Origin of the sequence: Streptomyces sp. NPDC055243, from assembly GCF_044544025.1 — a bacterium.
In the GTDB taxonomy this organism is placed as follows: Bacteria; Actinomycetota; Actinomycetes; order Streptomycetales; family Streptomycetaceae; genus Streptomyces.
Window position 1 is genome coordinate 700,135 of sequence record NZ_JBITWR010000002.1, and the last position, 13,627, is coordinate 713,761.

The 13,627-nt window shown below is 72.8% G+C and carries 6 protein-coding genes; 4 read left to right on the forward strand and 2 right to left on the reverse strand.

What is annotated here, in order from left to right; genetic code table 11:
* Genes ACIGXX_RS07945 through ACIGXX_RS07960 form a run of 4 tightly spaced genes read left to right on the forward strand, consistent with a single transcriptional unit; the run spans position 1 to position 10,100 of the window.
* On the forward strand, positions 1–948 hold the full coding sequence (locus ACIGXX_RS07945) for a TauD/TfdA family dioxygenase (RefSeq protein WP_351160843.1): 948 nt from the start codon (positions 1–3) through the stop codon (positions 946–948).
* Complete coding sequence (locus ACIGXX_RS07950; RefSeq protein ID WP_399973712.1) at positions 945–2,888, forward strand: condensation domain-containing protein; 1,944 nt, start codon at positions 945–947, stop codon at positions 2,886–2,888. Before ACIGXX_RS07945 ends, ACIGXX_RS07950 begins: the two co-directional genes overlap by 4 nt.
* Positions 2,881–8,916: an amino acid adenylation domain-containing protein gene (locus ACIGXX_RS07955; protein ID WP_399973716.1), complete on the forward strand. Its 6,036-nt coding sequence runs from the start codon at positions 2,881–2,883 to the stop codon at positions 8,914–8,916. Before ACIGXX_RS07950 ends, ACIGXX_RS07955 begins: the two co-directional genes overlap by 8 nt.
* Positions 8,916–10,100, forward strand: coding sequence for a class I SAM-dependent methyltransferase (locus ACIGXX_RS07960; RefSeq protein ID WP_351160849.1), 1,185 nt, complete (start codon positions 8,916–8,918; stop codon positions 10,098–10,100). The genes ACIGXX_RS07955 and ACIGXX_RS07960 overlap by 1 nt, the downstream gene beginning before the upstream one ends.
* Here the strand turns inward: ACIGXX_RS07960 and ACIGXX_RS07965 are convergent.
* Positions 10,084–11,922 carry a non-ribosomal peptide synthetase gene (locus ACIGXX_RS07965; RefSeq protein ID WP_399973720.1) on the reverse strand — a complete coding sequence of 613 codons (1,839 nt, stop codon included), beginning with the start codon at positions 11,920–11,922 and terminating at the stop codon, positions 10,084–10,086. The two genes, ACIGXX_RS07960 and ACIGXX_RS07965, sit on opposite strands and share 17 nt — an antisense overlap.
* Before the next feature lie 153 nt (positions 11,923–12,075).
* On the reverse strand, positions 12,076–13,530 hold the full coding sequence (locus tag ACIGXX_RS07970; protein ID WP_361461668.1) for an MFS transporter: 1,455 nt from the start codon (positions 13,528–13,530) through the stop codon (positions 12,076–12,078).
* Between the last annotated feature and the right edge of the window lie 97 nt (positions 13,531–13,627).

A 13,627-nucleotide genomic window follows, 5' to 3' on the forward strand; every position in this document is an offset into this window, starting at 1 on the left:
GTGGAGCTGCCCCACGTCATCGAGGCACACGAGGGCGAGAAGCTCCTCGACCGGATCGGCGGGGACCGCACCGCGATACGGCGGCGGCTGCGCACGAACGGAGCCGTCCTGCTGCGCGGCTTCGCGGTCGGCGGGGTCGACGGATTCGAGTCCGCGGTGCGGGAACTGTCCGGCGAGGACCCGCTGCCCTACGAGGAACGGTCATCGCCGCGCAGCACCATCAAGGGCCGGGTCTACACCTCCACCGACTACCCGCCGCACGAAGAGATCTTCTTCCACAACGAGAACTCCTACCGCGTGTCCTGGCCGATGAGCCTGTACTTCTACTGCGTCCAACCGCCGGGCGGCCGCGGGGCGACCCCGCTGTCGGACACCCGTCGTGTGCTGCACGCCCTCGACCCCGCCGTGCGCGAGGAGTTCGAGCGGCGTGGCTGGAAGGTGGTGCGCAACTTCGGCTCCGAGTTCGGGCTGCGCTGGCAGGAGGTCTACGACACCGAGGACCGCGCGCAGGTGGAGCGGTTCTGCGCGGCCAACGGCGTCGACGCCGAGTGGCGCGCGGACGGCAGACTGCGCACGTCATCGGTGCGCGAGGCCGTGCACCGGCATCCGGAGACGGGGGAGGAGGTGTGGTTCAACCACGCCGCGATCTTCCACCTCTCGACGCTGTCGCCGGAGAACCGCGCGGGCATGCTCGAACTGTTCGGCGAGGAGGATCTGCCCAACCAGAGCTACTTCGGCGACGGCGCGGACATCCCGGACGACGTCGTGGCGCACGTGCGCGACTGCTACCGCTCGGCGGCCACCCGGTTCGACTACGTCCGCGACGACGTCCTGGTCGTCGACAACATGCTCACCGCGCACGGCCGCGAACCCTTCACCCGCCCTCGCACGATCGCCGTCGCCATGGCCGAGGCGGTCGCGGCGGCCGGGCAGAGGCGTCCGGCATGACGGGCCGCACCGTCTCCGCCCTGGTGAGCGACGCGTCGTACGCCCAGGCCAGGATGTACTTCCTCGACGAACTGGCCGACCGGGCCGGGGTGTTCACGGTCGCCCGCGTCCTGGACCTGGACGGTGACGTCGACCCGGTGTCCCTGGCCGCGGCGGTGCGCGCGTGCGTCCGCCGCCACGAGAGCCTGCGCACCTGCTTCCGCGTCCTCGACGGACAGCTCCGCCAGATCGTCACCGACGACGAGCCCGCGCCGCGCACCCTCGATCTGCGTGCCCTGCTCGGGCGGGACACCCCGGTGGACGAGCGGGAACTGGTCGCGGGGCTGGCCCGTCAGGAGGCCGCCGAACCCTTCGACCTGCGGCGGGTCCCCCTGCTGCGGACCACGCTGATCCGGCTCACCGACCGGCGGTCCGTCCTGCTCGTGACGCTCCATCACATCGTGGCCGACGCCTGGTCGCTCGACCTCTTCCTGCGGGAGCTGTGGGCGCTGTACCGGGCCCATGCCGCCGGGGTCCCGCACGAGCTGCCCGAACTCCCCGTGCAGTACGCGGACTTCGCGGCCTGGCAGCGGCGAGCCGAGGCGTCCGGCGGCCACGACCGGCTCATCGCCCACTGGCGCGAGCGCGTCCGCGACCTCCCCGACCTCGTCCTGCCCACCGACCGACCGCGGCCCGAACAGCGGTCCTACCGCGGCCAGGAGCTCTCCGTCCCGCTCGACGACCACCTCGCGGACCGGCTGAACGACCTGTGCCGGGAGGAGGGAGCGAGCCTGTTCATGGCACTCCTCGCCGGCTTCTACGTCGCCCTGCACCGCTACAGCGGTCAGACCGACCTCACCGTGGGCGGCACCACGTCCGGCCGCGCCCGCCCCGAGACCCAGAACGTGATCGGCTCCTTCGTGAACATGGTGGTCCTGCGGACCCTGGTGCGCGACGACCACACCCTGCGTGACGTGCTGCGAGCCACCGCGGAGACCTGCCACGACGCCTACGAACACCAGGACCTGCCCTTCGAGCGGCTGGTGGCCGCGCACGGCGGGGACCGGCGGGCCAACCGAAACCCCCTGTTCCAGATCGTGTTCCAGATGATCGTCGAACCGGACGACGATCTGTCCGTACCGGGGCTGCGCGTCCGGATGCGCGAAGCGGCCACCACCGTCACCACCTTCGACCTGGTGTGCACCGTCGCCAACACGGCCGGCCGGCTGTCGGCGACCCTGGATTACGCGACCGAGCTGTGGGGCAGGGACACCGTCGCCGCCCTGGGCCACGCCTGGCGGCGGGCCCTGCGCGAGCTGGCCGAGCGGCCCGACCGCGCCGTGCGGGACCTCCCCCTGGCCGAGGAGCGGCGCTACGCCCCGGGCGCGTTGCCGGACGAGCTGCGCCGGACGGAGGCCCTCGCGGACCTGCCCGCGGATGCCGAGCTGAGCGTCCGCGACCCCTACGGCCATCCCGCGCCGCAGGGAGCGGTCGGTGAACTCCTGCGCCACGACCGGCCCGAGGCTCCCGGCGTCCCCGCGCGGCCGACCGGAGTCGCGGTGCGGTCGGACGGGAGCGGCCGGCTCATGGCCGCCCCCTCCCGGGACGAGACCCCGGCCCTTGGCCCGTCACCGGCCGCCGACCACACCGAACCCGTGGGCTCCATGGAGCGTGCACTCGCCGCCCTGTGGGAGGAACTCCTCGGCCGGTCCGGCATCGGACGGCACGACAACTTCTTCCGGCTCGGCGGCCATTCGCTCCTGGCGACGGTGCTCATCACCCAGGTCCAGGAGCGCTACGGCGCCGACGTGACCCTGGAGGCGTTCTTCCGCGTGCCCACCCCCGCGGGTCTTGCCGAGGCCGTCGCCGCCGCGTCGGACACCGCGGGGAGCGAGGGCGCGCAGGCGGACGAACTGGCCGCGCTCGTGGCCGCCCTGGAGCGACAGGAGGACCATGCCTGAAGCCGATCTCGCCGAGCGGATCCAGAACCTCGGCGCGAAGAAGCGCGCGGAACTGCTCCGGCAGCTGAGCGAACGCGGCATCACCCCGCCGCTGAGCCTGTTCGCCGGGCCCACCGAGGGCGACGCGCCGGTGTCGTCGGCCCAGCGGCGCATCCTCTTCCTGGGCGCGCTCCAGCCGGAGAGCTCCGGCTACACCAGCGTGAACCCCTTCCGGCTCACCGGGCGACTCGACCCGGCCCTGCTCCGCCGCTGCCTCGACGAGATCACCGCCCGGCACGAGATCCTGCGCACCGCGTTCCCCACGGTCGACGGCGTCCCCGTGCAGCGCGTCCTGGATGCCGTACGCGTCCCGCTGCCCGTCGTCGACCTGCGCGCACTGCCGCCCGCACGGCGAGCGGCCGAGGCGGACCGCCTCATCGAGGCCGAGCACGGCGTCCCCTTCGACCTGGCGGCCGCCCCGCCCGCGCGGTTCCGGCTGCTTCGGCTGTCCGCCGAGGAGTCGGTGCTCCTCTCGGTGTTCCACCACGTCGCCGTGGACGGCTGGTCCCTCGCCGTCCTCGGCCGCGAACTGACCGCACTGTACGAGGCGTTCGCACTCGGTCTACCGAGCCCTCTGCCGCCCTTGCCGGTGCAGTACGGCGGTTACGCCCGCTGGCAGTCCGTCCGCGAGGGCGGCGAGGAGATCCGGCGGCAACTGGCCTACTGGGAAACACACCTCAGCGGCGCCCCCGACCGGCTCGACCTGCCCACCGACCGGCCCCGGCCACCCGTGCAGAGCCACCGGGGGGCCACCCACCATTTCGTGGTCGGCGCGGGGCTGACCGAGTCCTTGCGCGAGCTGGGGGTGCGGCACGGGGCCACCCTCCACATGACGCTGCTCGCCGCGCTCTCCACCGTCCTGCACCGCTACAGCGGGCAGGACGACATGCTCATCGGCGGGGCCGTCGCCAACCGGCGGCAGAGCGAACTGCACGACCTGGTGGGCTTCTTCGCCAACTCGGTGCTGTTCCGCACGCGCCTCGACGGCGACCCCGGCTTCGCGGACCATCTGGCCCGGGTGCGACAGACCTGCCTGGAGGCGCACGCCCACCAGGACGTCCCGGTGGACCTGATCGCCCAGCGTCTGTTCCCCGAGCGCGATCTCGCGCGCAACCCGCTGTACCAGGTCAATTTCACGCTGCACAACACGCCGCCCGTCGCCGGTGACCCTTCCGGCCTGACGGTGACGCTGCTGGACACGGCCACCGAGTCCTCCCGCTTCGACCTCGACTTCAACATCCTGGAGACCGACGAGGGACTCGACTGCCTGGTCGACTACGCCACCGACCTCTTCGACGCCACCACCGTCGGCCGCATCTGCGACTCACTCGGCGAAGTGCTCTGTGCCGCGGTCACCGACCCCGAACAGCGCCTGTCCGCGCTGCCGGTGCTGTCCGCGCGCGAACTGCGGCGGATCGTCCACGAGTGGAACGACACCGGCACCGGTTCCTGCGACACGCCCCTGCACGAACTGGTCGCGGCCCAGGCATCCCGTACCCCCGACGCGGTCGCCGTGTGCGGGGCGGACCGCACCTTGACGTACGAAGAGCTCGACGGCGCGGCGAACCGGCTCGCCCACCACCTGCGGGACGCCGGGGCCCGCCCCGGCACCGTGGTGGCCGTCCTGATGGCGCACGGCCCCCACACGGTGACCGCGCTGCTCGCGATCCTCAAGACCGGCGCCGCCTACGTCCCGCTCGACCCCACCCACCCGCCGTCCCGGACGAACGCCATGCTCGCCGACAGCCGGGCCGCCGTCCTGCTCGCGGACGACGGCTTGCCCACCGAGGTGGACCCCGCCGGCGCCCGAGTCGTCCGGCCCGCAGCCGAAACCGACGCGATCGCGCGACGGCCCGCACACGCACCGGACGTGCGGGTGTCGGCGGACGACCTGATCTACCTCATGTTCACCTCGGGCTCCACGGGCCGGCCCAAGGCGGCCCTGCTCACCCACCGCAACATCGTCAACTACCTCCTGTGGGCCAAGGACCACTACCGCGCGGCCACGGGAACAGGCGTACCCGTGCACTCGCCCCTCGCCTTCGACCTGACCGTGACGAGCGTCTTCGCGCCGCTGCTCGCCGGACAGCGCGTGCTGCTCCCGGCACCGGCCGCCGACGACACGCCCGACGCCGCCCTGCGCGACCTGCTGGCGGACGCCGCCGACCTGAGCTTCGTCAAACTGACGCCCTCCCACCTGAGACTGCTCGAACAGGCAGCGGACGGCGCGCCGCTCGCTCTGCCCGCCCGGACGGTCGTCCTCGGCGGCGAGGGCCTGCACGAGGACGCCCTGTCCGCGCTGCGCGCGGGCTCACCGGCCGCGCGGATCATCAACGAGTACGGACCCACCGAGACCGCCGTGGCCTGCACCGCCTTCGAGGCGGCGAGCGGCGAGGAGGCGGGCGGCACGGAGGCGGACATCGCGCGGGCGGCGGGCGGCGGGGACCGGGTGCCGATCGGGCGGCCGATCGCCAATGTCCGCGTCCACGTCCTGGACGAGGCGCTGCGCCCGGTGCCGGTCGGCGTGCCGGGCGAGGCCTGCGTCGGCGGCGCAGGAGTGGGCCAGGGCTACTGGAGCCGGCCCGCGCTCACCGCGGAACGCTTCGTGCCCGACCCCTTCGGCACGGTCCCGGGCGCCAGGCTGTACCGCACGGGAGACCTGGTCCGGCTGCTGCCCGGCGGCGAGCTGGAGTACCTGGGCCGACGGGACGAACAGGTCAAGGTGCGGGGCCACCGGCTCGAACCCGCCGAGGTCGAGGCCGCGGTGCGCAGCCACCCCGAGGTGTGGGACTGTGCCGTCGAGGTGGTGCGACGCGCACCGGGCGACGAGCGGATCATCGCCTTCGTCTGCCTGCGGGAGGGCGCCCGCAGCGAGGGGAACTGGGACGGCGACCGCGTCGAGGAGTGGCGCCGCCTGTACGAGACCACGTACGGAGACCTGCCCGCGGACGGCGGTGCCTCCTTCAACCTCGCCGGCTGGCTCAGCAGTTACACGGGGCGGCCCCTGGACGAGGCGCAGATGCGTGGCTGGCTGGACGAGACGCTCCGGCGCCTCAGGGCCCTGCGGCCCCGCGACGTCCTGGAGATCGGCAGCGGCACCGGCATGATCCTGCTCAACCTGGTGGATGCGGCCAGGAGTTACCGGGCCACCGACCTATCGGCCGCCGCCGTCGCCCACGTACGGAGCGCGGTGGACGCCATGGGCCTACCGCCCGGCAGGGTCGAGGTCCGGACGGCCCCCGCACACCGGAGCATCACGCGACCAACGGCGGCCCCGGCGCCCGACACCGTGGTGCTCAACTCGGTGGTCCAGTACTTCCCCTCGGCCGGTTACCTCCTGGACGTGCTGCGGCAGGCCGTCGACGCGGTACCGGACGGCGGCCACGTCTTCCTCGGCGATCTGCGCAGCCTTCCGCTGCTCGACCTGTTCCACACGTCCGTCCAGGTGCACCGGGCCCCCGCGAACATGCGCCTCGGCGAACTGCGCTCCCGTATCCGCCGCCAGAGCGCCCTCGACCCCGAACTGTGCGTCGATCCACGGCTGTTCGACGAGGTCGCGGCTCGCTGGCCCAGGATCGCGCGGGTCCGCGTCCTGCCCAAGCGGGGCCGCGACGACAACGAACTCAGCCACTACCGCTACGACGTCGTCATCACGGTCGGCCCCAGGCCGCCCGCGCCGGAGCCCACCGGCACGGTGCTCGACTGGGCCACCTCGCCCCTGGCCCCCGGCGAGCTGCTGGACCTGGTCGAGCGGGAGCGCCCCGAGCGCCTGCGCCTCGCCGGGGTGCCCAACGCCCGGCTGAGCGGGGCGCTCGCCCTGCGCGACCTCGTCGAGGAGCGTGCGCCGTCCTCCTCCGTGGGCGAGCTCCGTGCCCGCGCCAGCGCCCTGCCCCCACAGGGCTGCACGCCCGAGGACTGGTGGGAGCTGGCGGAGCAGGGCGCGTACGAGGTGGAGCTGAGCTGGCTGGACGGGCGGTCCGACGGCGCCTACGACGTGACCCTGGTGCGCCGTGCGGCCGAGGGCTCCGGGCTCCCGGCCACGGCGACGCACCCCCACGCCACGGAGCGCCGCACGACGCCCGGCGCCGAGCCCCCCGCCGCCGAACCCTTCGACGCACGGCATCACACCAACGACCCGCACTGGCGCAGGGCCTGCGCGATGGCCGTCCCGGACATCGACGCCCACGTACGGAACTGGCTGCCCGAGCCGCTCCTTCCGGCGCACTACGTCCCGATGCCCGAACTCCCGCTCACCCCGAACGGCAAGACGGATCGCACCGAACTGCGCCGGCTCGCGGCGGACCCCGCGGTCGTGGAGCGGGCCGTGTGGACCGTGGCAGGCCGGGAGCTCACCGGCACCGAGCAGGTGGTCGCCGACATCTGGCGCGAGCTGCTCGACTGCGGTGACGTCACGCCCGGCGACGACTTCTTCGGTCTCGGAGGGCACTCCCTGCTCACCCTTCAGGTCGTCTTCCGCCTGCGCAAGCGCCTGGACGTCGCCCTGCCCGCGCGCGCCCCGTTCGACCACCGCACCCTCGCCGAACTGGCCGCCTGCGTCGACGCGTTGCGCGAGCCCGAGGCAGGTTCCGGGCCGCCGCCGCTCACCGCCGTGCCGCGCACCGGGGTGCTGCCCGCCTCGTGCGCGCAGGAACGCCTGTGGTTCATGGACCAGTTGAACCCGGGCGACCTCCGGTACAACGTCCCGGTCTTCGATCGGATCCACGGCCCGCTCGACGTTCGCGCGCTCTCCCGGGCCCTCGACGCGCTCGTCGCCCGGCACGAGGTGATGCGGACCCTGATCACCGCGCCCGACGGAGTGCCCCGGCAGGAGATCCGGCCGCCCGAGCCGGTGCCCTGCCCGCTGGTCGACCTCAGCGCCCTGCCCCGGGCCGCACGGGAGACGGAACTGGCGCGGCTGGTCCGGGCGGAGTACCACCGCCCCTTCGACCTGGCCCGGGGGCCGGTCCTGCGGGCGCATGTGGTGCGCCTCGCGCCGCGGGACCACGCCTTTCTGCTGTCCCTGCACCACATCGTCCACGACGGCTGGTCGCTCGGCCTCTTCAACGCCGAACTCGCCGCGTTCTACGAGGCCTTCGCCGAGGGCCGCGAGCCCGAGCCGGTCGCGCCACAGGTCCAGTACGCCGACTACGCCCTATGGCAGCGGCGGATGCTGGACGACGGCCACCTGGACGACCAGCTCGCCTACTGGAGACGCAGGCTGGCCGGCGTCACGGAGCTGCCGCTGCTGCCCACGGACCACCCACGCCCCGTGCGGCCCACCGGCAGCGGCCGACTGCTCCCGGTCGTGATCCCGGCGGAGACCGTGGCGGAGATCCGGCGGCTGTGCCGCGAGTCCGGGGCCACTCCGTTCGCCGTGCTGCTCACCGCGCTCGGCGCGGCCCTGTGCGCCCACACGGGGGAGCGGGAGGTCACCGTCGGCACCGATGTCGCGGGCCGCACCGCCGCCGAGACACAGGAGATGCTCGGCTTCTTCGTCAACCAGCTGGTGCTCCGCATCGACCTCGCGGGCGAGCCGACCTGGCGGGAGCTGCTGGGCCGGGTGCACGGCACGGTGCTCGAAGCGCTCAGCCATCAGGACGTGCCCTTCGAACGGGTCGTCCAGGCGCTCAACCCGCCCCGCAGCCGCCGGCACAGCCCGCTGTTCCAGACCAAGCTCGTGCTGAACAACACGCCGGGACGGTCGGGCATGGAGATACCGGGGCTGAGGATCGCACCGGTCCCGGTCGGCCTCGACACCACCAGGTCCGACGTGGCGCTGATCCTCCAGGAGAGCCAGGAGAGCCAGGAGAGCCAGGAGAGCCAGACGGACGCGGACGGTGAGATCACCGGGTTCCTCGAGTACAGCACCGAGCTGTTCGAGGAATCGACCATGACCGAACTGCTCGACGACTTCGTCGGCACCCTCAACTCCCTGACCCGGAACCAGCCCCCCACCCTGACCGACGATCCGGGGGCCGGTGCCGCCTGATGAAGAGACTCGCCCTCCCCGACGGCAGCCGGGCCGCGTTCGACGCGGGCCTGGCCCTGTTCGAGACGGGAGACCACCGCGCGGCGGTCGGCCCGCTCCAGAAGGCTGCTGAGGACCCTCGGCTGCGGGCCCGCGCCCTGTACCTGGTCGGGGAGTGCTTCCAGCACCTCGGAGCCCAGTCGGCCGCGGCCATCGCCTATCAGCAGGCGGCCCTGAGCGGCCCCGGGGACGACGACAAACGCCTGCTGTACGAGAGCGCGCGGGCCCTGCGGGAGGAGGGCAGACACGCCGAGGCCGCCGACCGCTTCGAGACGCTGCTCGCCTGGGACGCCACGTACGAGGATGCCTGGAAGCTGCATGAGGACAGTCGCAGCTGCGCCGGCCCGGCCGTCCCGTCCTCCGCGCTCGTCAGGGACCTGGAGGCGCGGGGTCTGCTCGGGAACTCCGACTCGCGGATCGCGGCCTACGACGCTCTGTTCTACGTCCAGTTCGACCACACCGGCCTGCACGACAGCATCAAGAAGCGTCTCGAACTGGTGCAACTGCTCACCGCCGTCGGGGATGCCGTCGGGGACGTCACCGCGGTGGCCACCTCGCTCGACGTCGGCAGCGGCACTCTGCGCTACCCCCAGGTGCTCGACCGGTACGGGGTGCGGTCGTACGGGATCGACCTCAGCGACGCGGGAATCCGGGTCTGCGTGGACGAACGCTGGGCCCGCCGGTTCGCCGTCGCCGACGGCACCGCGATGCCCTTCCGCGAGGGCAGCTTCGACCTGGTCACGTGCATGATGGGCACGGTCAACCACCTGTCGGCGGCCCAGCGCGAGCGCTTCCTCGCCGAGGCGTTCCGGACGCTGCGGCCCGGTGGGCTCCTGGTGGTGAGCGCGTGGGACCCCGCCTGCCGCTTTCAGACGTTCCTGTCCTTCTACTCACCGGCGGAGATGGCCCAGCTGCGGTCACGGCTGACCGAACGGGAGCTGCTGCGCGCGGAGTTCACGGAGGCGGGCTTCGCGGAGGCGCGCGCCACGCCGTTCTGCACGTCGCCGGACTGGCAGGTGACGGGGGCCGGCGCGGCGGGGACGAACGCCGACCATCTGGCGCGCCTCGTGGACCTCGACCGGGACCGCACGGCACACGATCCGACGGCCGTCGGCCAGATGTTCCTGCTCACCGCGCGCCGCTGACCTCCGCCCCGCGCAACGCGTCCGCGAGGCTGTCCGCCGTGAGGAACCGCACGCTGCGTACGGTGATCCCCTTCCGTCGGCAGGCGGTGGCGAGCTTCATCGCCGTGATCGAGTCCCCGCCCAGGTCGACGAAGTTGTCGCCGGGCCGGACTCCGCGCACTCCGAGAACGCGCTCGCACAGGGCGCACACCTCACGCATCAGCCCGTCGCGCTGTCCGGCTTCGGATTCCCCCGCAGCCCGGTCGGCGGACGCCGGAGCCTGCTTCTCGAACAGGTCCTGCAGGAGCCCCCGGTCGAGCTTGCCGTGCCGGGTGAGCGGCAGCTCGGCGAGGGCGGAGAAGTGCTGGGGGATCATGTACGGCGGGAGGGACGCGGCGAGTTCGGAGCGCAACCGCCCGAAGTCCGGTCCCGAAGGGCCGCTCGCGTCCAGGACCACGAACGCGCCAAGCACGCTGCGTGGCTCGCGGGCCTTCAGCACCACCGCCGCGCGGACCCCCTCCACCGCGCACAACCGCGCCTCGATCTCCGCGACTTCCACCCGATGGCCGCGGATCTTCACCTGCCCGTCGGCCCGGCCCACGACGACGGGACGGCCCCGCGAGTCGAGCCGGACCAGATCTCCCGTGCGGTAGAAGCGTCCGGCGCCGTCGGGCAGCACGCCGAACGCCTTGTCCGTGGCGTCGGGCAGGTTGAGATAGCCGCGGGCCACGCCCGCCCCGCTGATCACCAGCTCGCCGACCCCGTCGGCCGCCCGGCGCTCGTCCACGTGGTCGACGGTCACCCGCGTACGCGGCAGGGGGTGGCCGATCGGCAGCGGATCGTCCGGCGCGTACTCCCCGGCGTGGAACCCGGCGGTGGCGTCCAGGCGCAGGAAGCAGCGGCCCACCACGGTCTCCGTCGGCCCGTAGTGGTTGTAGACGACCGAGTCGGGGAAGAGCCGCCGCAGGGCCGCGAGATGGCGGGCGCGCAGGATCTCACCGCCGACGACGAACCGCCGCGGCCCGCGCAGCCCGTGCCGGTCGCCCAGGCGTGCCGTGAGCATCTCGATGTGCGAGGGGGTCAGGCGCACCAGGTCGATGTCCGGGTTCTGGACGGCCGTCGCGAGATCCTCGGCCTCCTGCTCGCGCGGGGCCAGATGGAGGGTGCCGCCGGTGACCAGCGGCAGGAAGAAGCTCGTCAGGGAGAAGTCGAAGCCGAGCGGCGTATGCAGATACGTGTCGACCGGCGCTCCACCGGAGAACTCGGACACCGTCCAGCCGACGTAGTTCGAGAGCCCGGAGTGTTCCACCGCCACGCCCTTGGGGCGCCCGGTGGAGCCGGAGGTGTACAGCACATAGGCGAGCCGTGCGGGGTCCGGCGCGTCCGGCCGGGCGGGGGCGTGCTTCGGCGGCGTGGCGCTCGTGGGGCGAAGAGGCACGGTCCGCACCTCTTCGCCCGTAGGCAGACGCTCGTGCCCGGTATCGGTGACGGCGAGTTTCATGGCGGTGTCGCGCACCATGAACGCCAGCCGTTCCGTGGGTAGATCGGTGCCCAGCGGCACATAGGCGCCGCCCGCCCGCAGTATGGCGAGGAGACCGATGACCAGGCCGGGCGAACGGTCCGCGAAGAGCCCGACCGTCTGCTCCGGACCGACTCCGTGCCCCAGGAGCTCCTCGGACAAGCGGACGACTCCGGCATGCAGTTCCCCGAACGTCATCCGGACGTCGCCCTGCACCACGGCCGTGCAGTCGGGCCGCCGTTGCGCCTGCCCGGCGAACCACTCGTAGACGGAGGGAGGGAACTCGTCGTCCTGCGAGGCTTCCTGATCCACCGTCACGGTCATGGCCGGCTCCGTTCGCAGTTCCGGGACGAGTATCCGCGCGCAGACGCATCGAGTGACAGCCGCAGAAATGCTAGAGGTGCGGCCGCGGTCCCACAACAGGCCCGCGGCCGTTCACCGGTTCACCCCTGTCACACCGCCGATCAGCGGCGTATTTCAGGCCGTGGCTTCGGACGCCGGGCGCGGATCGGTGGCGGTCTCGGTGTCGGGACCGGCCACCACCTCGCGTACGGGAATGAACGCGGCCACCACGGCAGCCGCGAGGCCCACCCCGCAGCCCATCAGCATCGCGGCCCGGAAGCCGTTCTCCGAGGGCAGGAAGTGGCCGCCGAAGTCCGTCGTCATCTGGGCCAGGACCACGCCGATCACGGCTGCCGCCGCGGAGCTGCCGATCGAGCGCATCAGGGTGTTGAAGCTGTTGGCCGAGGCGGTCGCCGACTGGGGGACGGCGCCCATGATCAGGGCGGGCATGGCGCCGTACGCGAGGCCGACGCCCGTGTTGCAGATGAGCGTCACCACCAGCAGGCCCCAGGTCGACCCCATCAGGAGCAGGGAGGAGCCGTAGCCGAGCGAGATGACCAGGGCTCCGACCGACAGTGTGACCTTGGGGCCGCGGGCGGCCGAGAGCTTGGCGCCGAGCGGGGCCAGGGCCATCATCATCAGGCCCGCCGGGGCCATCCACAGGCCCATGGCCATCATCGACTGGCCCAGGCCGTAACCGGTGGCCTCCGGAAGCTGGAGGAGCTGCGGGACCACCAGCGACTGGGCGTACATCGCGAAACCGACCAGGACCGAGGCCACGTTCGTCATCAGGACCTGCGGGCGTGCGGTGACGCGCAGGTCGACCAGCGGCTCACTACTGCGCAGCTCCCACCGGCCCCAGGCCAGCAGGACGACGACCGCGGCGGCGAACAGGCCGAGCGTGGTGCCGCTCGTCCAGCCCCAGTCGGAGCCCTTGGACACGGCGAGCAGCAGGCAGACGAGACCGGTGCCCAGGCCGACCGCGCCGAGCACGTCGAAGCGGGCCGTGCCGGAGCCCGTCCGTCCCGCGGGCACGAAGAGCCAGGCCAGGACGGCGACCAGCAGGCTCAGGGCGGCGGCGACCCAGAACAGCACGCGCCAGCTGGCGTTCTCGGCCACCGCCGCGGAGAAGGGCAGGCCGAGCGCGCCGCCCACGCCCATGGACGCGCTCATCAGGGCGATGGAGGAGCCGAGCTTCTCCGGGGGCAGCACGTCACGCAGGAGGCTGACGCCCAGCGGCACCACGCCCATGCCCAGGCCCTGCAAGCCCCGGCCGACGATCATCGGCACCACGGAGGAGGACAGTGCGCAGACCACCGAGCCCGCGACGAGCGGCACCACGGAGACGAGCAGCATGCGCCGCTTGCCGTACATGTCGCCGAGCCGCCCGGCCACGGGTGTGGCCACCGCCGCCGAGAGCAGCGTGGCCGTGATCACCCACGAGGCGTTCGACGGGCTGGTGTCGAGCATGGCGGGCAGGTCGCCGATCAGGGGCACCACCAGCGTCTGCATGATCGCGGCCACGATGCCCGCGAGAGCGAGTACCCCGACGACGCGCCCAGGGCGGACATCGGGCTTCGAGCTGACCACAGACTTCTCCCTCGGTTATCCGGGCGCCCACGGACGGCTTCCAGGCGGCTTCCGGACGATCGCGCGACCTGATGGCGACGCGATATGCATGATGCAT

What these genes read in the sequence shown, in the direction of transcription:
- ACIGXX_RS07950 (WP_399973712.1), top strand. Translation starts at nt 945, where the DNA reads ATGACGGGCCGCACCGTCTCCGCCCTGGTGAGCGACGCGTCGTACGCC.
- ACIGXX_RS07955 (WP_399973716.1), top strand. Translation starts at nt 2,881, where the DNA reads ATGCCTGAAGCCGATCTCGCCGAGCGGATCCAGAACCTCGGCGCGAAG.
- ACIGXX_RS07960 (WP_351160849.1), top strand. Translation starts at nt 8,916, where the DNA reads ATGAAGAGACTCGCCCTCCCCGACGGCAGCCGGGCCGCGTTCGACGCG.
- ACIGXX_RS07965 (WP_399973720.1), bottom strand. Translation starts at nt 11,922, where the DNA reads ATGACCGTGACGGTGGATCAGGAAGCCTCGCAGGACGACGAGTTCCCT.